This is a genomic window from Sporosarcina sp. FSL K6-5500, assembly GCF_038005665.1.
In the GTDB taxonomy this organism is placed as follows: Bacteria; Bacillota; Bacilli; order Bacillales_A; family Planococcaceae; genus Sporosarcina; species Sporosarcina psychrophila.
In genome coordinates this window covers 2484759-2504951 of record NZ_JBBOTP010000001.1, presented here as the reverse complement: position 1 = coordinate 2504951, position 20193 = coordinate 2484759, and the positions used below count along the sequence as shown (strand labels likewise).

Sequence of the window (20193 nt, the reverse complement as noted above, 5' to 3'; positions counted from 1 at the left end):
GTTTCATTTCGAAACCTTTTCTGCATCTTCAATCATCATATCCATTCGTTTTCGTTCTCGCTCAAGTACCGGTTTTAAATAATAACCTGTATAGGATACTGTCGATTCCGCTACTTTTTCCGGAGTACCTGTCGCAATAATTTTCCCGCCTTTATCACCACCCTCAGGCCCTATGTCGATAATGTAATCGACGGTTTTAATGACATCCAGGTTATGTTCGATAACGAGTACCGTATTTCCTGTATCGACAAGGCGCTGCAATACGATAAGTAGTTTGGCAATATCGTGGACATGAAGACCCGTCGTCGGTTCGTCAAGAATATAAAACGACTTTCCATTGGAGCGTTTGTGCAGCTCAGAAGCAAGTTTCACCCGTTGTGCTTCCCCGCCTGATAATGTTGTTGCCGGCTGGCCTAGATTAATATAACCTAGTCCCACATCAACAATCGTCTGAAGCTTACGGCTAATTTTCGGTATATTTTCAAAAAACACGAGTGCATCATCGACTGTCATAGCAAGTACGTCCGCAATGTTTTTCCCTTTATAGGTAACTTCCAGTGTCTCTCTATTATATCGTTTCCCATGACAAACTTCACAAGGTACATAGACGTCCGGTAAGAAGTGCATTTCGATTTTAATGATTCCATCGCCACGGCAGGCTTCACAACGACCACCCTTAACGTTAAAGCTGAAACGACCTTTTTTATAACCGCGGACTTTAGCTTCGTTCGTAGATGCAAACATATCCCGTACATCATCAAACATGCCTGTATAAGTAGCAGGATTGGATCTAGGCGTCCGTCCAATTGGAGACTGGTCGATTTCAATGACCTTTTCAAGCTCTTCAAGACCTATAGCAGATTTATATTGTCCCGGTTTCTGCTTGGAACGATTCAATTTCTGTGCGAGTACTTTATAAAGAACTTGATTGATTAGCGTACTTTTCCCTGATCCTGAAACACCCGTTACGGCGATGAATTGTCCAAGCGGAATATCTACATTTACATTTTTTAAGTTATTTTCAGATGCACCTTTAATGACGATTTTTCGTCCATCCAGTTTACGTCTTTCCAATGGAAGCGGGATAAATTTCTTACCACTCAAATATTGACCCGTCAGTGAGTTAGGGTCATTCATAACTTTTTCAGGCGTTCCTGCAGAAACGATTTCCCCCCCAGAAACACCAGCGCCGGGTCCGATATCAATTAAATAATCGGCAGCCATCATCGTATCTTCATCATGCTCAACAACAATCAGTGTATTGCCGATGTCGCGCATACTTTTCAATGTACCGATAAGCCGATCATTATCTCGCTGATGAAGTCCAATAGATGGTTCATCTAAAATATAAAGAACGCCTGTCAGCCTTGAACCAATTTGCGTTGCCAATCGAATTCGCTGAGCTTCTCCGCCGGATAGCGTTCCTGCCGCCCTCGATAACGACAAATAATCAAGTCCAACATTAATTAGGAATCCGAGACGTTCTTCAATTTCACGCAATATAAGCTTCGCAATTTGTGTATCTTTTTCAGATAGCACAAGGTTTTTGAAAAACTGGTCTGCTTCAGTAATGGACAATTCCGTCACTTTTCCGATATGGACGCCATTCACTTTTACCGCAAGTGACTCTTCCTTCAACCGGTAGCCAGCACAAGTTGGACATGGCCGCTGTGACATATACTTCTCCATCTGTTCACGGATATAATCTGAAGAAGTTTCTTTAAAGCGGCGTTCTACATTTGCCAAAACACCTTCAAAGTAAATATTGCTATCTCGCGTCCCACCAAATTCATTTGTGTAACGGAATCGAATTTTTTCATCTTTTGAGCCATTTAATATTTTATCAAGTTCATCGTCTGGCAATTCATTTACCGGTACATCCATTGATATGCCAAAATGATTCGCGACAGTTTTCAAAAGTTCCGGATAGTATTGGGAGCTTGTCGGTTCCCATGGCGCAATTGCATGATCTTTTAACGACAGCGTTGGATCTGGCACGATTAATTCCGGGTCTACTTCTTGCTTTGTCCCCAGTCCATCACATTCCTGACAAGCGCCAAACGGACTGTTGAATGAAAACATTCTTGGTTCAAGTTCGCCAATTGAAAAACCGCATAATGGACAAGCATGGTGTTCACTGAACAGGATTTCTTCCCCGTCCATGACGTCAACTAAAACAGTACCATCCGCGAGACGTAGAGCCGATTCAAGAGAGTCGCTCAGACGTGGCGCAATGTCTTCCTTCATAACAATCCGGTCGATGACAACCTCAATCGTATGCTTCTTGTTTTTGTTCAATTCAATATTGTCGTCAAGATCTATAATTTCACCGTTGACTCGAATTCGTACATACCCTTGCTTCTTAATATCTTCGATTAATTTCACATGTGTTCCTTTACGACCTGAAACAATCGGTGCCAGAACTTGAATACGCGCACGTTCTGGTAATTTCATAAGGCGGTCAACCATTTGCTCAATCGTTTGGGACGAAATTTCCGTTCCGTGAATCGGGCAGATTGGTTTGCCAACACGTGCATAAAGAAGACGTAGATAGTCGTATATTTCCGTTGCAGTTCCTACGGTCGAGCGGGGATTGCGGCTCGTCGTCTTTTGATCAATTGAAATTGCCGGTGATAGCCCTTCAATGACATCCACATCCGGCTTGTCCATCTGACCTAAAAACTGTCGCGCATAAGAAGATAATGATTCAACGTACCTTCGCTGCCCTTCCGCGTAAATTGTATCGAAAGCGAGGGAGGACTTCCCTGACCCCGAAAGACCTGTCATGACGACCAATTTGTCACGAGGGATATTTATGTTAATATTTTTCAAATTATTCGCTCGTGCGCCTTGTATGATGATTTCTTTATTCTTCATAAAAACCCTACCTTTCAGCCTTCAATTCCATGATTGTATCCCTTAGTTCAGCAGCACGTTCGAAGTCGAGTGCTTTCGCTGCCTCTTTCATCTCTTTTTCCAAAGTTACAAGCAGCTTTGTTTTTTCGTCTTTTGTCAACTTCTTGCCTTGTGTTACTTTTTCAAAATAGGAAATAGCTTCTTCTGATACTGCTGTTGCACGAATCACATCACGGATTTCCTTTTTGATTGTCGTAGGTGTTATGCCATGTTTTTCATTATATTTTCGTTGAATGTCCCGACGTCGCTCCGTTTCCCCAATTGCTTTCGCCATGGAGTCCGTCATTCTATCTGCATATAAAATGACATGTCCATTGGAATTACGGGCAGCACGACCCATCGTCTGAATAAGTGCTCGCTCAGAACGTAGAAACCCTTCTTTATCAGCATCCAAGATTACAACAAGCGATACTTCAGGAATGTCTATCCCTTCTCTTAAGAGGTTAATACCCACAAGGACATCATATGTGCCTATTCGCAGTTCTCTTAACGTTTCAATTCGTTCAAGTGTTTTAATGTCAGAATGAAGGTATTGAACTTTTATACCAATTTCCTTCAAGTAATCGGTCAAATCTTCGGACATTTTCTTTGTTAACGTCGTAATTAGAACACGTTCATTGTTTTTAGTCCGTTCTCTTATTTGACCTATCAAATCATCAATCTGCCCTTCAATCGGACGGATTTCAATCGTCGGATCTAGTAGACCAGTCGGGCGGATAATCTGTTGAATCATCTCAGGAGTATGCTCAATTTCGTAAGGGCCTGGTGTCGCAGAAACATAAATCGCCTCGTGGACATGGTTTTCGAATTCTTGGAATGTAAGCGGTCTGTTGTCGAGTGCTGAAGGCAAACGGAAACCATGGTCAACAAGGACATTTTTCCGTGCCTGGTCACCGTTATACATACCACGGATTTGTGGCAATGAGACATGACTTTCATCTACAATAATGAGGAAATCATCTGGGAAATAGTCAAGCAATGTATACGGTATCGCTCCTGCAGGACGGAGTGTTAAATGACGGGAATAGTTTTCAATACCCGAACAGAAGCCCATTTCTCGCATCATTTCAAGATCATAGCGTGTCCGTTGTTCAAGACGTTGCGCTTCCAATAATTTGTCCTGGGCACGAAACTCTTTCAAACGTTCTTCCAGTTCAATTTCAATGTTTTCAATTGCTTTCACCATTTTTTCTTCACCAGTAACAAAGTGAGATGCGGGGAATATGGCAACGTGTTCACGTTCACCGAGGATTTCGCCTGTCAGTGAATCCACTTCGCGAATTCGTTCGATTTCATCACCGAAAAACTCGATACGTAAGCAATGTTCATCCTGGGATGCTGGCAAAAGTTCAACAACATCGCCGCGTACCCGGAACGTACCTCGAGTGAAACTTACGTCATTGCGTTCGTATTGAATATCTACAAATCTGCGAAGCAGTTCATTGCGTCCGATTTCCATACCTGGACGAAGAGAAACAACATGTGCGCTGTATTCTTCTGGGGAACCTAGACCATAAATGCAAGAGACAGATGCAACAATGAGTACGTCATTCCTTTCAAATAAGGAAGATGTTGCAGAGTGACGTAATTTATCAATTTCATCATTGATGCTTGAGTCTTTTTCAATGAAGGTGTCAGTATGCGCGATATACGCTTCTGGCTGATAATAATCATAGAAACTGACAAAGTATTCGACTGCATTGTCAGGAAAAAACTCTTTAAATTCACTATATAATTGACCCGCTAACGTTTTGTTGTGAGCGATAACGAGAGTCGGTTTGTTAATCTCCGTCAAGACATTCGACACGGTAAATGTTTTTCCAGTCCCGGTTGCACCGAGCAAAGTTTGGTGCTTCTCACCTCGGTTATGTCCTTCTAATAGTTGTGCGATTGCAGACGGCTGATCGCCTTGTGGTGTATAAGGGGCTTGCAAATTGAATTTTCCGACCATCGGAAAAACCTCCTCTATCAGTTACATCTATCTTATCACTTTACCCATCTTTTGACGAGCAAAAAGCGAACGTACGTTTTTTCACTAATTTTCACTTTTATAAACACACAAAAAAAAACGCTGCATGTCTACTCAACATGTAGCGTCCTTGCATTTTTCAATCATTCTCTTCAAGTTTGCCCAGTCTTTTGGAATACAGTAGGAATGCGCTTTCATCCCTACTGTCAAGCGCAAGGTCAATCAATCCCATGAACCTACTCTTTGTCTGCTCTCTGTGTATATGTTTCAAAAAAAGATCTAAATAAATTTCATTCAGCAGTTTTTCCGCTTGGAGCGAAGTACTGTTTTTCCCTACAGCTTTTAAAAACTCGGCATATGAATAATTGTTCTCCATCCCTATCACCCCTGATGCCTTTTATTTAGTATATCTAATTTCAGAGATAAGTTGCAAGGTTTATTGGAATATTCTATTTTTATATTTAGTCATAATTTATCAAAGAAAAGCGTAAGGCGCCGTTAAGCCCCCCCCCGAGTCTAGACACTGTTCCATGACGAGAAATTCATACTTCCTTTTCTACAAACAAACGCCCCGTCTGCAAATGATTGCAAACGGGGCGACTTTTCTTAGTCATATTCTTTTTTCTCTACAGTCAATCTGATAGTAGCCTCAGAGATGATGAGAATGACAGCCCCGACAAGAAGAGGTGTTACAGAAACCCCATAGAGATACAGTGCAGCGCATGTGACTACTGCCGCCTGAATCCATTGGACTGTACGAACGATTCTTTTAATTGCATCTGGACGGGTGTCTTCCTTTTCAGGAAATAGCATATCCATCCGAAAATCGTCCCCTGCCCGCAATGCGTGGATAAGTTGTACGGCAGAGGCAAATGCAAGCGCTCCTGCGAAAATAAATACAACAATCGGAAACGGGATGAAAATCGCTCCAAGCGCCGATAAAGCAGTGAGCCTTACCCAGAGCCAAAAAATATCATCCGTGCGTATAAATGTACGTCTGATTAAATACGGTTGTGCTACAGGCTTACCGAAATTCGGGGATCCCATCGCAAAACCGAGCCATGCTCTTCTACTAATGGATCCTTTCAAATGCGGGACGTCTGTGAAGTAATTGGCAAAACGGTAAAAACGCATCATCCGATTCTGTTCGAGTGATATGAAATGATCGTAAGGGAATGGTTTTAGCATTCTCTTTTTTCGCCAATAGAAGTTGTACAGTACAATGAGTACACCAATAATCAGAAGTATAATTAGACTTCCTTCAAGACCTGCATAAATTATGGTTCCCGCCAATAAAAACCGGACGGCCCTATCTAGCCAGATCCCTTTTCCATCCAAAACATGTCTGAAATTATATTCCGACTCAATGAATACTCGCTTAATAACTAGTATCAAAACTGCGATAACGATGTATTCCATCTTTGAACCGGTCCCTGTAGCTGAAAGTAACGGCAACGCCACAATATATAAAATAAATGGTAATGGCAATTGGGAATAGAAGCTCCAACTCAAAGCCCGTTTCATATACGTAATAAGCTTTTGTTCCAGTGGTAGGAAATAAACCGTGTCAGCAGGTTTCAATAGCGTCACTGGCGGCGAAAAGGTGAGCGCTAATCCAAGGATGAGAGCCGTAAGCAACGCTGCAGGGAATTCCGCTGGCACTTCCTTCAACCATTCGCTATACGTAAAGCCCCCCGCCCCAATTGTGAAGACAAGGACAATTGCCAAATGGCCTGTAAATACATACTTCAAATACTTTTGGAGCTCGGTTATATAATGGACGAACCGAGATCCCCATATTTCACGCAAATTGTTCATTGTCGGTTTCCTCTGTCATCGCGATATACAAGTCGTCCAGTGACGCGCCAGGACGTCCGAATGCATTTCTCAAGTCATCCATCGTTCCTTCTGCTCGCACCCGTCCTTCGTGCAGCAAGATGATCCTGTCGCAATATTTTTCCGCAGTTGCCAATACATGCGTTGACATGAGAATGGAAGCCCCATTTTCTGTTCTCTGCGTCATCTGCTCTAAAAGTGATTTGATGCCGATTGGATCGAGACCCACAAATGGTTCATCAATAATATATAAAGATGGATTAACGAGGAAAGCACACATGATCATTACTTTTTGACGCATCCCTTTTGAAAAATGCGCTGGGAACCAGTTTAGACGTTTCTCCATCCGGAATTCCCGGAGTAACTCATCAGACCGTGCTTCAAACACTTCTTTATCAAGGTCGTATGCCATTGCTGTTAGTTCAAGATGTTCCCTAAGCGTCAATTCTTCGTAGAGTATCGGCGTTTCCGGTATATAAGTGAACGCTTTTCTATACTTTTCGGGATCCTCACTGAATGTCACCCCGTTGACACGAATTTCACCTTTATGAGGATTCATTAATCCAATGATATGTTTAATGGTTGTACTTTTTCCCGCCCCATTTAGTCCAATCAAACCTACTAATTCACCTTGTCCGATGTTAAATGACAAATCATACAGAACAGGTTTACGTGTATAACCGCCTGTTACGTCTTGTAATTCAAGAATTTCCATATCCATCCTCCATTCTTTCATTCATTTTAGCAAAAAACGCTACAAAAAGCTTTTTCCTTCATAACAACCGATATAGATTGAATGATTGCATCGAATAAAGCTTGGACCTGTAGGATGCAGGTCATGCAGTGGGGAGGGATTGACCTACATCCCTCCTTGTTGCGACACGACGTCGCGAACTTAGACTGCCTTCGTCTCCCCCTGTAAGGCTCCTACGCTAGTTTACCGTATTCAATATTTCAACCTATATCTAAAATTATGCTACACTTGTCCCATTCATGAAAATATGAACAGGAGTGTTGAAAATGACTGAATGTATTTTTTGTAAAATCATTGAAGGTACGATCCCTAGCGTTAAAGTTTATGAAGATGAGCACGTTCTTGCCTTCATGGATATTGTACCTGTAACGAAAGGGCATGTCCTTCTCATCCCGAAAACACATCGTGAAAATATCTATGATTTAACTGCTGAAGAAGCGGCACAACTATTTTCCGTCGTACCCAAAATCGCCAATGCCATAAAAGATGAATTCAAACCAGCTGGAATGAATTTACTACAAAACAATGGCGCATATGCGGGACAAGCCGTTTTTCATTCACACCTACACCTCATCCCTCGCTATGATGAAACTGACGGCTTCCAACTTACGTTTGAAACGAAGGAATCTGAAACAAGTATGGAACGAATTCAGGAAGTTGCAGCTGGAATTCGAATGAAATTACAAAAATAAGCTTGTGAATTATCTGAATACCGTGTATGATTCATAATAAGTTTTTCGCTGTCGATCATGAGGATACGACAGGAAAAACACAAAATACTAGATGAGCCGAGGAGAGATTAGAAATGAAAACGAAAAGTCTTGTGTTAATGTCTTTATTGACTGCTGTAGGTGCTGCACTTTACCTGATTATTCCCCCGATTGCTGGAGGAATGAAACCGGATTTCATGCTGACAATGATGTTTATCAGCATATTCCTGTTCCCTGAAGTACGCAATGTTTTGTTACTTGCTGGAACAACAGGTATTATATCAGGTATTTTTTCAAATTTCCCTGGCGGATTCATCCCCAATGTAATTGATAAGTTCATTACCGCATTCGTAATCTACGCTATTATTATCTCACTAAAAAAAGTTACAGGTAACTTGATTGCTTCCACTGTTGTCGCAGGTATTGGAACTGTATTGTCAGGAAGCATCTTCCTTTCAATCGCCATTTTCATTCTTGGAGTAGATTTACCGTTCGGTGGTTTGTTCTTGGGGGTTGTACTTCCAGCTGTTGCGATGAACGGAATTGCATTTTTCTTGATATACCCGATTGTTAAGGGCTTGGTCAAACGCTCCTCGTTTAAAACTGCATTTTCCAATTGAAATTTTAGCGAAAGCTTTCCGTCTCCACGAGGAGAGCTTTTTTTGTCGCCTGTATAATATACCCGAAGATGAAATTTCGGGCACCCCTCCGCTTTTACTAAAGAAAAGATCATACAAGTAACAGTGCTACGCTATATTGAAAGTGACACTGCCCCTAATTCGAAAAGGAAATGCTATAGAAAAGGAGTAAGCAGTCATTTACTGGTTACTCAACACATGTAGTTTAAAATATAAAGTAGCGTCTAAACAGGTCACTTGCGCTTGTTTTTATTGCTCAGGCACTTTTTAAATGTTTTAATAAAACTAGAGTAAGGAATACTATTCATAACAGGAAGGAGTGTATTATACAATGAAAGCATCTACATTTTTCATCGGACTCGCAGCAGGTTCAGTTGCAGCTGCTGTTACGGTATTGTATTCGACTCCCCAATCGGGAAGTCAACTTCGGACATCCGTCAGGGATGCTTCAAGCGACATGAAATTTTTGTTCAAAGATGTAAAAGTAAAAGTCGATGATTTAAAAGAGTCCATTTCCCACCTTACGAAAGAAGCAAAAGAAACAGTTCCAACAGCAATTGATGGAATTAAAGGTTCAGTAGATCAGTGGCAACAATCAACGGAATCTAATCGGGAACGCATGGAAAAAGAAATTGCAGCAATCCAAACCGCTATTGAAGAGCTTGAGCAGAACTTCGCAAAACAGCAAAAGTAATGTCAATTATGCCTAGGCGTAATTGCGTCCAAAATTTGTAATATCCCTCGGAGGCTTGGACCAGCAGGGAATTTGTTCCCACTTATAAAAGCTGGGGTTGAATGCTAATTCAAGTAAAAAGTTAAAAGTAAATACTATCCACCAGTAAGGAATGCAGTCAACCCTCCACGAGAGACCTACATTATATAGGTTTTAACTAGTGGATACGGCCGCATTCCTTATTTTCATACCCATTTCCCCAAATATTATTATTGAATCGAAAGCTTTTTCACAATTTTTACTTTTCTCTTCTTTGCTTTCCTGCTATAATAAAAGAAGCGGGAAAATATAGAAAGAAGGTGTTTCCAATGTCAGAGCAAAAGTACTCTCCGAAAGAAGCAATGATTTTCAGTCAAAGGGTTGCACAGATGTCTAAAGCTCTTTGGAAAGCAGTAGAAAAAGATTGGCAGCAGTGGATAAAACCTTATGACTTGAATATTAATGAGCATCATATTTTATGGATTTCTTACCATCTTCAAGGCGCAACCATTTCTGACATCGCTAAATTTGGAGTCATGCATGTTTCGACAGCTTTCAACTTTTCGAAGAAGCTAGAAGAACGTAATTATTTACGATTTTATAAAAAAGATGATGACAGAAGAAATACATATGTTGAAGTTACAGAAGAAGGGGAAAAACTGATACTCGAGATGAACATGAACTACTATGATTCTAAACATGATATTTTAGAGGGATCACTCCCTATTAAAGACCTTTACGGAAAGTTCCCAGAATTTCTCGAAGTAATGTCCGTTGTCCGAAATATTTATGGGGAAGATTTTATGGAAATATTTGAGCGCGGCTTTGAGAAAATCAAAGAATCATATGATGACTCCACCGGTGAAATGATGGCTATTAATCATACGAAAAATAACGAAGAACTTAAAAACCCAGTATTTAGCGCAGAGGAAAATTAATTTCATTTTAGAAGGACTTCTGCTATGATTGCCTTGGGAAGTTAAAGAGGAGGAATAGATTTGATCCTTATTATTACAATTCTGTTCTCGTTATTATATCTGTTTCAAATCAATAAAATGACGTATGCACTATGCGAATCTAAGGAAATCCCTGAAGAGAAGCAACAGAAAATATACACAACCGTTAACGTTCTTGTAACCATTTTAATCGTGTCATTTTACGTCGAGATTCTGTTACAAGTATAAAAAAGTCCATTCCCTTTTTTACGGGAAATGGACTTTTTCCATTATCGATACCCTCAGCGCCTAACGCCTTGAGCTTTTCTGGAATTAATTCAGGAAGGCTGCACCGACAATGATTAATAAAATGAACAAAACAACAATCAACGCAAATCCCGAAGTACCATGGGAACCTTGGTCATATCCGCTCATAGGAGCACCCCCTCTCTCTATGTATCCTATGCAAAACAATTGGCTCGTTGTAGGCAGTATATTCTAGGGGAACCTTTTTGTTTTAGATACGTTTTTATGGTATAGTGTCTACTGTTGCACATAAAAGTTAGGGGAGATTTCAAAATGAAAAAAACTATTTTAGCACTTACAATGGCCGCATCTGTACTTGCACTTTCAGCGTGCAGCGACAAGAATGCCGGTGATGAAGTTCTTGTCAAATCAAAAGCCGGAAATGTAACACAAAGTGAACTTTATAACGAAATGAAGGATGCTCAAGGTGAACAAACATTACAACTACTCGTCCTTGAAAAAGTATTAGATGCAAAATATAAAATCTCTGATAAGCAAGTCGATACAGCAATCAATGAAATGAAAGAACAATTAGGTGAAGGTTTCGATGCTTATATCGCTCAACAAGGTCACACTGAGAAGAGCTTGAAAAAAATCCTTCGTATCAACATGTTACAAGAAGCGGCTCTTACTGATGGCGTTGAAGTAACAGATAAGGAAATCGAAGAGCGCGTTAAAATGATGGCTACAGAATTGAATGCCAAACACGTCCTAGTTGCGGATGAAGAGACTGCACTTAAAGTCAAAAAGGAACTTGAAGGCGGAGCTGATTTTGCTGAAGTAGCGAAAAAGAATTCGACTGAACCGGCTGCAAAAGAATCCGGTGGGGATCTTGGGTGGTTTGGCTACGGTAAAATGGTCAAAGAATTCTGGGATGCTGCATATGCACTTGAAGTGAACACAATCAGTGAGCCGGTCCAATCGGAACACGGGTTCCACATTATTAAAGTTACAGAAAAACGTGACATCGAAGCTAAGGAAATGACTAAAGAAGAGAAAGAAAAACTCACTAAAGAAATACAACTTGAGAAAGCAGATCCAAGTACAATTATCCCGAAAGTATCTAAGCTAATGAAAGATGCTGATGTAAAAGTTGAAGATAAAGATTTGAAATCAGCACTTGATGTATTCTTGGAAGAACCTAAAGTAGAAAAAGAAACAGAAACAGATAAAGAATCTAAGTAATACTAATAACAATTCAAGACTCCTTTTCAGGGGTCTTTTTTTATTGGGGTATTTAAATGTACAAACAAACACCTCCAAAAGACGCCTGTCCTTCGGAGGTGTTTGCTAGTTCAATATATGTTATTACACGTCTGTTGATTAACCATTTTCTTGCATAAGATACTGGTAAGGTAGGTGCAAAAGTCTTCATTTGGACTAGTACGTTTCCGGCTCGCTTTCGGCTAAACTAATCACTACATTTTTATCGTGGGAAAAGGGGGTGGCTAGAAGTGACTTCGTCACTTCTAGCCACCCCCTTTTCGATAATTCTGTTGCGATTAGTTGCCTGTCGCGTACCTACAACGTTCTAGTAAAAATTGCAATTGCTTGGAAAATAAGAATAGATAACTTTTCACAGAAGGTATAAGTGCCCGAAGATACAATTTCGGGCACGCTTACATTTTCTACAATGCGTTCCTTACTGACTCTTAGCAAAATCAGGCTTGGCAACATGTGATATCCTTTAGAAATTGACACTTCATTAAAAGATCTAAAGTACTAGTGTCTGGACGTAAAATCTCAATGTTCTAACTCATCCACGGTACGAGATTTTATAACCTCCTAGACAATAAAAAAGAAAAAACCATAAAGAAGGAGTGAGCCGCCAAAATTGTATCTTTGGCGGCCTTTACCCAGATAAGAACCAACTATTCTTTCATCCCAAAAAGCTTTAGCACTTCGTGTACTTGTGTCTTAGAAGGGCGACGGATGAATGACCACCATACGATTACCGAAAAAATCTATAGGGATACGACAAAGTCGCATCCCTATAGATTAAGATATCACGGTAATTGTGTAGGAGCCGTTTAATCCAAAGCGATCTAAAACAACTGTACTCGGAGCGCCTTGTGGTTGATTGCGTTATTTACTGGTTAGTCAATTGATGGATTATAAAATGACCTGTTATCCAGCGGGAAAATTCTTTCAGTGAACTCACCAGGAGCCGTCTTGCCAAGTGCACGATCCAACATATTCATCTTCGCATCAATGTTATCGATGTAATGAAGAATTTCCGCTTCTTTCAGCATTGGACGTTTCGGGCTTCCCCATTCTTCCTTACCGTGGTGAGATAAAACCATATGTTGCAACAGCATAACTTCTTCACCTGTAATTTCAAGTTCGTCAGCCGCTTTTGAAATTTCATTGACCATAATCGTAATATGACCTAGCAGATTCCCCTCAATCGTGTATTGAGTTGCAATTGGACCTGAAAGTTCAATTACTTTCCCAACATCATGCAAGATAATTCCCGCGTACAATAAATCCTTATTGAGTGATGGATACAGATCCGCTAACGATTTTCCAAGTTTCAGCATGGAAACAACATGATCAATAAGACCCGATACATAATCATGATGATTTCTTGTCGCAGCAGGATACGTCATGAAAGCTGTCTGATGCTTTTTCAATAAATGACGCGTAATTCGTTGAATTTGTGGATTTTGCATTTCAAAGAAATACTGCATCAGCTCTTCGTATAGCACTTCTTTACTTGTTGCCGATGACGGAACTAGGTCGGCAATCGCCACCCCTTCATCCTCTTTTACGGGACGTATACTTTTAATGCGCAACTGATTTTTCCCACGGTATTCATGTACTTCCCCGCCAACTTTGACAATCGATGCTGCGGCATATGTTTTCGCGTGTTCATCTGTTGTATCCCATAACTTCGCTTCAATATCCCCACTTTTATCCTGCAAAATAAGCGTCATAAACGGTTTACCTTGTGTGGTAACTCCTTTTGTTGATTGCTTAATTAGCAAGAAAAGATCAAACGGCTCACCTGCATTATATTCTGCAATTTTCTTCATAAGACCATCGCTCCCTGTTCGCTTCCGATATCGGAAACGTTTAGTATTGTTGCCCCCTGCCATTTATCCTTCATCGCTTCGTGGCATGTAAAATAAATGAACTGATGCTTGTTTTGTAGATTGTCTAGTAGTTCAATCATACGCGAAAGTCGCTCTTCGTCAAAGTGAACGAATGGATCGTCCAACATTAATGGAAAAGGTGCCGTATTCATTATAGATGCCGCAAGCGCCAATCTAAGCGAAATATAGGCTTGCTCTTTTGTAGCCTGGCTCAGCTCTACAATGGGATAACGCATTCCATTTTTCGCTACTACTTCGAAATGACCCGTCTCCGTTACACTCAGTGATTCATAATTCCCACCCGCCAGTTCACAGAACATTTTTTCTGCCGCTTCAAGTACTTCTGGCAATTTCTTTTCTTTCAACTCCGACATTGTTCTTCTGATTGCTTCAGTAATCGCTTTGCGCTCAGACCATTTTTTTACGAGTTCTGCGAGCTCCGATTTTTTCATTTCGAAGTGTTGCAGTTTACGACCGTAATTTTCATCTGTCAGTAGTCGTTCCGTTTTGTTAACAAGCGCCGCCTTGTCATTGATTAAGACATTTAGCCTCTCGCTAATCGACGATAGTGTTCCGCTAATATCATTCACTTTTTTTCGCAACTCTTCATCCACAACGCCATCAGGCAATTCAAGAGGGCCATATGATGCTAATTGAGCATTGACATCCTCAAGTTGCCCCTTTAAACGAAACGCTTCCTGGTGGCTATTGTATGCGGCGTAAAAGGCCTCTTCCGTTTCTACTGCTGCTTCAGCAAGCAGAGCCTGCACTTTTTCCAACAACGAGTTTACAAGGCTGGATGTCTCTTTCAGCGCTGATTCTTTGCGTTCCAAAGCAACTGTCAATGACCTGATTGTTTCTGCCTGTTCATTTAGGTGAATGAATTCCCTTCTCAGCATCTCATAAACTGTTTCTTGTGGTGCAAATTTCCGCACTATTTTTTCAGCTTCTGCTAACCTCACAGCAATCTGTTGTTGAATCGTTTGTCGCCGTAACAAGGCATCATTCAACTCTCTAGTAACTTCCTGAACTTCTCGAATCATACGGAATAATTCCGGGATAATCCCGGTTGAAGGTATTTCATCGAAACCATAAAGTCCTAAAAAATCGACCAGTTCCAATTCGATTTTCCGTCTATTGCTATAGGTATTTTCAAGCTCGGATGTCAACGATTGAAATTTCCTTTCAAGTACCATAAACGCTTCTTGTAAATCTTCTTTCTTGCGCTTATACATGCCAATTCGGTCTGTCAGTTCTTCCATTTGATGCTCATTTCCATCATATGCGGCAATGATTTTTTCCATCTGCTTCAGTTTTGCTGAATCCGGCGTTTGATGCTGTTTTTTCGAATAAATTAGAATACCTAATCCTATAACAATAACACCAGCTATAATTATGAACCATTCTTTTTGTATGAAACCGAAAACGATGAACGCGACAGCAAGTACGACAAGAAGTGCAGGTATCATCAGTGATTTCTGTTCAACCGGTCTTCCGCTTAGTGAAATATAGGCTTTCGCTTCAGCAAGTTGCTGACGAATTTTCGGCCACTGCAGTACACGTTCTAATTCCTCTACGGCAGGTGCAGTGCGTTCAATTCCACCAATTTCAGTTTCCGTATCAGCTAACTCATTTTCCACTTGGATGAGTTGGCGATTCACAAAGCCAATTTGCTGATCGCCTTCAGTAAGTTCTTGAATAATTTTGTGCATCTGTTCTTCCTTTTGGATTGAAACATCTGACTCCAAAATAGTATTTTCCGCTTCAAGCCCTTTGACACCAAGTCTATCAAGCAGACGTCTCTTTGAACTAGTTAGCTGACTCACGTTTTCTTCTTCAAAAGTAACCGCTGTTTGCCATCTATGCCACTCTGTTTCTTTCGCCAGTAAAATTTCAAGTTCAGCAATGCGCTCAAATTCGTGCTGTTCAGGCATTCGTGTCATTAGCTCTGCTAATTCTTCTTCCAATCGTCGTTTAGTAACTTCGGCTTCCGTTAACTTCCCCGCAAGCATTTCATAGCGCCTGATACCATCTGTGGGAAAGTTTATTTCACTTAATTGCGATAGTCTTGCATCCAATGCTTGTTTCTTTTGATGAAGGGGAAGTAGCTGTCGCACGAGAGCGAGCTTCTGTGATTCTTGCATAAGTTCCGCTTCCTGTCCTCGCAACTCTGTAAGCAAGTCATCGATTTCCCGTATTCGTTCAATCGAGGGTGCATATTCTCCCACTTTTTCCTGCTCTTCTTTCAACTCTATTTCCAATTCCCGAAGTTCCATGATCTTGACGTTCATCTCCGGAATTCTTCCCGACTTTTTGAACAAATCCCCCAGTTCTTTTTCCATTCGATTTCCAAGCTGTAACAAAGAGTCAACACCAGTAGTACCCGAAGCAAGAAGTGTCCTGCTTAATTCGTCTTCATCCATCTTTTCAAATCCCTGCAACTGTAACAAAGAGAATGAAAAAATGGATTCGAATGAAGCACGGTCATACTGGCGAAGTAGCGTGTTCAATTGCTCTTCTCCACCCTTTGTTCCATCTTCGAAATAGACGGTAACATCACCAGCAGATTTTCCACGGATCCGTTCGACGATGCATTTCCCATATGTTTCATCTATAAGATGAACTTGCCCACCGTACTTGCCGCCCGATTTCGGTTCGTAGCGTAAAAGCGCATTATTTTTCGCAGGAAATCCAAATAAAATATGCAGGATGAACTGCTGAATAGTCGTTTTCCCAGCTTCATTCAATCCATAAACTACAGAGATCCCTTGTCCAAAATCCACCGTGACATTTTCATGTTTTCCAAATCCATAAATGTTTAGTTTTTCAATTTTCATGTAAACACCTCATTCCATTCCTGACATTTCCGCCGCCAACAATGCTGTTGCTCCGGCTTTCACTTCATCTATTTCATCTGCAGTCAAAACATCCAGATATTTGACGCCACGTGCGTGCTGGTAAACATCTTTTAAAACATCCTTCCAGTCTTCCGTCGTCCAACCATCAATCATCCCAGCAACTGATTGCATCAGTGCACTTGATGCAATAGATGGATTCAACTGAGTCGCAAATGTAATCTTCTGCACCCAGACATAGGGTTCGCTTTCATCCACATAATCACGCAGGACCTCCAACCATTCTCCCTCCGACGATTGACTGAATAGATTCGCAGCTTCACTATCGATATCAGTCAGCAACAGCTCCACAATTCCCGCGCCATTGTGCTCTTTAAATAACTCTAGCACTTCCGAACATGCCGTCAGCCACTCATTCGCATGACTCATTCCTGCACAAGGCAATTCGAGTCTATCAAAGACAATTGCTGATGCCGGGATGAAATGAAGAGATGCTGTTGTTTTCGAGAGTTCAACTTCATAGAACCCCTTTGTACCACGCTCATTGCGATGACGCCCCTGTAAATTTCCCGGATAAACGATTGGTGGAGATTCATGCAGCTGTTGCCTCACATGGATATGCCCGAGCGCCCAGTAATCATACCACTTAGCTAGCAACTCATTTTTAGTGAATGGCGCATAAACGGCATGTGTTTCATCACCCGCCAAGCTACCGTGCAACATCCCGATATGTATCACATCCTGATCTTCAGCTAGAGGATAACGGTCAATCACTTTATCACGGATATGCCTTTCCTTATAACTAAACCCAGAAATCAACACTTCTTGACCATCCACGGTCAGACGCACTGTTTCAACATGCTCATCGAAAACATATACATTCGACGGCAAGTCAAATCGAGTCCACCTTCCACTAAGATGATCGTGATTGCCGTGTGAAATGAATACCGGAATGCCGACCGCAGCCAACTTTACCATCCCTTCCCGAAACTTCATCTGCGTACGCAAACTCCGATCTTCCCCATCGTAAATATCACCCGCGATTAACATGAAATCCGGTTTCGTTTTGACTGCGTGCTCAATCAACTTAGTAAATGCTGCAAAGGTACTGTCACGTAAATTATTCAGGCGATCTGTTGGTAAGCCAGTCATGCCTTTGAACGGGCTGTCGAGATGCAAATCGGCTGTGTGGATAAATCGGATTGTTGACAAGTTAGTCCCTCCTTCATTCGGCGAATACTTGTTCTTATTTTAGCATAAATAAAAAGACTCTGCGAATTAATCAGAGTCTTTCTATATCTCACTTATTCTTTTCCGAGCTGGATTGCTTTTTTAATATCTTTCAACGAACGAGATGGTCCGTACATAAGCACACCGCCACGGTAAACCCGTGCTCCGAAGAAGCCCAGAAGGAAAATTGTCACAAGCATAATCGCAATTGACAATAACGGTTCCCATACTGGTAACTCCAACATACCAACGCGCAAGAACATGACGAGCGGTGCAAAGAACGGGAAAAACGAAGCATATTTTAGATAGGCCATTTCAGGATTTCCGAGCCCAGTTGCCGCAATCATGAACCCTGCCACGATTAGCAACGTCATTGGCATGATAATCTGCTGTACATCTTCCGTGCGGCTGACAAGTGAGCCAAGAAGAGCTGCCAGCGTCGCGAAGAGGAAATAGCCCAACAGGAAGAAAACTAGCGCATAGACAAGCGTTCCCACATTCATATTCGAAAAGCCGAAGACGGAAAAGAAGCCATCTGCCATTTCAGAACCTGTTGTTTTCAATGCAATATATCCTGCCAGACCCAATAATACCATTTGCAAAAGACCAAGCGATCCAATGCCAAGTACTTTTGCAAACATATGTTTAACTGGTGATACGCTTGAGATAAGAATTTCCATCACACGCGATGATTTTTCCGCCGCAACTTCTGTCGCGATCATACTTGAATATACGATGACTGCAAAGTAAATAAGAAACATGAGTACATAGACGAGACCACGTGCCTGGCTCAATTCTTCTTGTGATTTCGCTGACGGAGATACAGATTGCTGTTCAAATTGGATAGGTGCGAATAGTGTCTGTACTTGCTCACCAGACAGTGAGAGCTCCTCCGCTTTCATTTCCGTTTGAATCGACTTAAGTGCTTCTTCTAGCATCATTGGAAGAGAAAAGTCCATGGCACTCATCGAGATGTAGTTCGCTTGAATTGTATTTGTGTCATCAAGTCCAAGCGTCACGAACGAATCGATTTCTCCCTCTTTCACTTGTTCTGTAAGCGCATTTTCCGATTTACTGGACAGTTCTACCTTAATACCTGATTCATTTGACTCTAGTTGCATTTTCAACCGCTCCGCAAGAACACCGCTTTCATCGAGTACTTGCAGCACTTCCGCCGAATCTTTATCTCCGCCCGTGGCACCTTTAACGGTATCAATGATTTTTTCCATGTTAGCAAAAAGGAAAACCGCCGCAATCATGATGGATGTTGTTATAATGAACGATTTCGTTTTCGCTTTTGTCGTAAATGCCTGTTTAAAAATGATCATGAATTCACGCATGCTGTTTCCCCACCTTTTCGATGAAAATGTCTTGTAGCGAAGGTTCCTCAATCCCAAAATGGCGAATCGGGCCCGACTTTAATGCGGCCGTCAACAAATCATTGGCCACTTGTTCAGATTCGACCTGGTAGAGTGCCCCTTCAACCGACTTATGGACAGATGTAACACCTGCAATCGCATTCAGATGTGCTAAATCATTGTCTGAATTTATGCGTACGTTCTGCTTGCCATATGACCGCTTCACATCGCGGAGTGTCCCGCTAACGATTTGCTTACCTTTATCGATGATACTAAGTTGCTCACACAATTCTTCGACATGATCCATGCGGTGGCTCGAGAATACGATAGTTGCACCATCATTACGAAATTGAATTATCGCCTCTTTCAACATCTCAACGTTTACCGGGTCCAACCCTGAAAATGGCTCATCTAGAATTAACAGTTGAGGATTATGCATGAGAGATGCAATTACTTGGATTTTTTGTTGATTTCCTTTTGATAGTTCTTCAACTTTTTTATTGGCATAGTGAGTGATTTCCATTCGTTCCAGCCATTTATTCATAGCTGTCTTGGCATCAGACTTTGTCATACCACGTAATTGTGCTAGAAAAATCAGTTGCTCTTCCACCTTCATTTTCGGATAAAGGCCGCGTTCCTCCGGTAAATAACCAATCTCAGGACTTGTTGCGTAAGAAATCGGTTTCCCATTCCACGTAATCCGTCCTTCATTCGCATTTAATAGACCAAGAATCATCCGAAATGTCGTCGTCTTACCTGCACCGTTCGCTCCAAGAAAACCGTACATCGTGCCTTTACCTACAGACAGCGTCAAATCATCAACCGCCGTGAAATCTCCAAATCGTTTCGTTACATTTTCAAGTAGCAATGACATTTGAT

At 41.4% G+C, this 20193-nt stretch carries 17 protein-coding genes; 6 read left to right on the top strand and 11 right to left on the bottom strand.

The window, feature by feature from the left end:
- Positions 1-3: 3 nt before the first annotated feature.
- The 5 genes from uvrA to MKX62_RS11975 form a co-directional block, all read right to left on the bottom strand.
- On the bottom strand, positions 4-2877 hold the full coding sequence (uvrA, locus tag MKX62_RS11995) for an excinuclease ABC subunit UvrA (RefSeq protein ID WP_338653543.1): 2874 nt from the start codon (positions 2875-2877) through the stop codon (positions 4-6).
- 7 nt (positions 2878-2884) lie between these two features.
- Entirely contained in the window at positions 2885-4867 is a 1983-nt protein-coding gene (uvrB, locus tag MKX62_RS11990; RefSeq protein WP_338653544.1) for an excinuclease ABC subunit UvrB, read from the bottom strand.
- 157 nt (positions 4868-5024) lie between these two features.
- Positions 5025-5261, bottom strand: coding sequence for an IDEAL domain-containing protein (locus MKX62_RS11985; protein WP_067205951.1), 237 nt, complete (start codon positions 5259-5261; stop codon positions 5025-5027).
- A gap of 230 nt (positions 5262-5491) precedes the next feature.
- Positions 5492-6703: an ABC transporter permease gene (locus MKX62_RS11980; RefSeq protein WP_067205948.1), complete on the bottom strand. Its 1212-nt coding sequence runs from the start codon at positions 6701-6703 to the stop codon at positions 5492-5494.
- Positions 6687-7436, bottom strand: coding sequence for an ABC transporter ATP-binding protein (locus MKX62_RS11975; protein WP_067205945.1), 750 nt, complete (start codon positions 7434-7436; stop codon positions 6687-6689). The genes MKX62_RS11980 and MKX62_RS11975 overlap by 17 nt, the downstream gene beginning before the upstream one ends.
- Positions 7437-7741: 305 nt before the next feature.
- Between MKX62_RS11975 and MKX62_RS11970 the strand changes: the two genes are divergently transcribed.
- From MKX62_RS11970 to MKX62_RS11950, 5 genes are all read left to right on the top strand, one after another.
- Positions 7742-8167, top strand: a complete 426-nt coding sequence (locus MKX62_RS11970; protein ID WP_067205943.1) for an HIT family protein — start codon at positions 7742-7744, stop codon at positions 8165-8167.
- A gap of 113 nt (positions 8168-8280) precedes the next feature.
- Entirely contained in the window at positions 8281-8805 is a 525-nt protein-coding gene (locus tag MKX62_RS11965; protein WP_067205940.1) for a tryptophan transporter, read from the top strand.
- 349 nt (positions 8806-9154) lie between these two features.
- Positions 9155-9517 carry a YtxH domain-containing protein gene (locus MKX62_RS11960; RefSeq protein ID WP_067205937.1) on the top strand — a complete coding sequence of 121 codons (363 nt, stop codon included), beginning with the start codon at positions 9155-9157 and terminating at the stop codon, positions 9515-9517.
- A gap of 347 nt (positions 9518-9864) precedes the next feature.
- Positions 9865-10473: an HTH-type transcriptional regulator Hpr gene (locus MKX62_RS11955; protein ID WP_340741507.1), complete on the top strand. Its 609-nt coding sequence runs from the start codon at positions 9865-9867 to the stop codon at positions 10471-10473.
- A 60-nt stretch (positions 10474-10533) separates the two neighbouring features.
- Positions 10534-10719, top strand: coding sequence for a hypothetical protein (locus MKX62_RS11950; protein WP_067205932.1), 186 nt, complete (start codon positions 10534-10536; stop codon positions 10717-10719).
- A gap of 84 nt (positions 10720-10803) precedes the next feature.
- Here MKX62_RS11950 and MKX62_RS11945 read toward each other — a convergent pair whose 3' ends face one another.
- Positions 10804-10905: a YjcZ family sporulation protein gene (locus MKX62_RS11945; RefSeq protein ID WP_082786481.1), complete on the bottom strand. Its 102-nt coding sequence runs from the start codon at positions 10903-10905 to the stop codon at positions 10804-10806.
- Between the two features lie 144 nt (positions 10906-11049).
- Here MKX62_RS11945 and MKX62_RS11940 point away from each other — a divergent pair, with 144 nt between their 5' ends.
- On the top strand, positions 11050-11961 hold the full coding sequence (locus tag MKX62_RS11940; protein ID WP_340741506.1) for a peptidylprolyl isomerase: 912 nt from the start codon (positions 11050-11052) through the stop codon (positions 11959-11961).
- A gap of 911 nt (positions 11962-12872) precedes the next feature.
- Here the strand turns inward: MKX62_RS11940 and yhaM are convergent.
- From yhaM to MKX62_RS11915, 5 genes are all read right to left on the bottom strand, one after another.
- Positions 12873-13811, bottom strand: a complete 939-nt coding sequence (gene yhaM / locus MKX62_RS11935) for a 3'-5' exoribonuclease YhaM (RefSeq protein ID WP_338653546.1) — start codon at positions 13809-13811, stop codon at positions 12873-12875.
- Complete coding sequence (locus tag MKX62_RS11930; RefSeq protein WP_340741505.1) at positions 13808-16708, bottom strand: ATP-binding protein; 2901 nt, start codon at positions 16706-16708, stop codon at positions 13808-13810. The genes yhaM and MKX62_RS11930 overlap by 4 nt, the downstream gene beginning before the upstream one ends.
- A gap of 9 nt (positions 16709-16717) precedes the next feature.
- Positions 16718-17938 carry a metallophosphoesterase family protein gene (locus MKX62_RS11925; protein ID WP_340741504.1) on the bottom strand — a complete coding sequence of 407 codons (1221 nt, stop codon included), beginning with the start codon at positions 17936-17938 and terminating at the stop codon, positions 16718-16720.
- A gap of 92 nt (positions 17939-18030) precedes the next feature.
- On the bottom strand, positions 18031-19296 hold the full coding sequence (locus MKX62_RS11920; protein ID WP_340741503.1) for an ABC transporter permease: 1266 nt from the start codon (positions 19294-19296) through the stop codon (positions 18031-18033).
- A complete protein-coding gene (locus tag MKX62_RS11915; protein ID WP_340741502.1) occupies positions 19289-20188 on the bottom strand; it encodes an ABC transporter ATP-binding protein in 900 nt (299 codons plus the stop codon). The genes MKX62_RS11920 and MKX62_RS11915 overlap by 8 nt, the downstream gene beginning before the upstream one ends.
- Positions 20189-20193 lie beyond the last annotated feature (5 nt).

What these genes read in the sequence shown, in the direction of transcription:
- uvrA (WP_338653543.1), bottom strand. Translation starts at nt 2,877, where the DNA reads ATGAAGAATAAAGAAATCATCATACAAGGCGCACGAGCGAATAATTTG.
- uvrB (WP_338653544.1), bottom strand. Translation starts at nt 4,867, where the DNA reads ATGGTCGGAAAATTCAATTTGCAAGCCCCTTATACACCACAAGGCGAT.
- MKX62_RS11985 (WP_067205951.1), bottom strand. Translation starts at nt 5,261, where the DNA reads ATGGAGAACAATTATTCATATGCCGAGTTTTTAAAAGCTGTAGGGAAA.
- MKX62_RS11980 (WP_067205948.1), bottom strand. Translation starts at nt 6,703, where the DNA reads ATGAACAATTTGCGTGAAATATGGGGATCTCGGTTCGTCCATTATATA.
- MKX62_RS11975 (WP_067205945.1), bottom strand. Translation starts at nt 7,436, where the DNA reads ATGGAAATTCTTGAATTACAAGACGTAACAGGCGGTTATACACGTAAA.
- MKX62_RS11970 (WP_067205943.1), top strand. Translation starts at nt 7,742, where the DNA reads ATGACTGAATGTATTTTTTGTAAAATCATTGAAGGTACGATCCCTAGC.
- MKX62_RS11965 (WP_067205940.1), top strand. Translation starts at nt 8,281, where the DNA reads ATGAAAACGAAAAGTCTTGTGTTAATGTCTTTATTGACTGCTGTAGGT.
- MKX62_RS11960 (WP_067205937.1), top strand. Translation starts at nt 9,155, where the DNA reads ATGAAAGCATCTACATTTTTCATCGGACTCGCAGCAGGTTCAGTTGCA.
- MKX62_RS11955 (WP_340741507.1), top strand. Translation starts at nt 9,865, where the DNA reads ATGTCAGAGCAAAAGTACTCTCCGAAAGAAGCAATGATTTTCAGTCAA.
- MKX62_RS11945 (WP_082786481.1), bottom strand. Translation starts at nt 10,905, where the DNA reads ATGAGCGGATATGACCAAGGTTCCCATGGTACTTCGGGATTTGCGTTG.
- MKX62_RS11940 (WP_340741506.1), top strand. Translation starts at nt 11,050, where the DNA reads ATGAAAAAAACTATTTTAGCACTTACAATGGCCGCATCTGTACTTGCA.
- yhaM (WP_338653546.1), bottom strand. Translation starts at nt 13,811, where the DNA reads ATGAAGAAAATTGCAGAATATAATGCAGGTGAGCCGTTTGATCTTTTC.
- MKX62_RS11930 (WP_340741505.1), bottom strand. Translation starts at nt 16,708, where the DNA reads ATGAAAATTGAAAAACTAAACATTTATGGATTTGGAAAACATGAAAAT.
- MKX62_RS11920 (WP_340741503.1), bottom strand. Translation starts at nt 19,296, where the DNA reads ATGCGTGAATTCATGATCATTTTTAAACAGGCATTTACGACAAAAGCG.
- MKX62_RS11915 (WP_340741502.1), bottom strand. Translation starts at nt 20,188, where the DNA reads ATGTCATTGCTACTTGAAAATGTAACGAAACGATTTGGAGATTTCACG.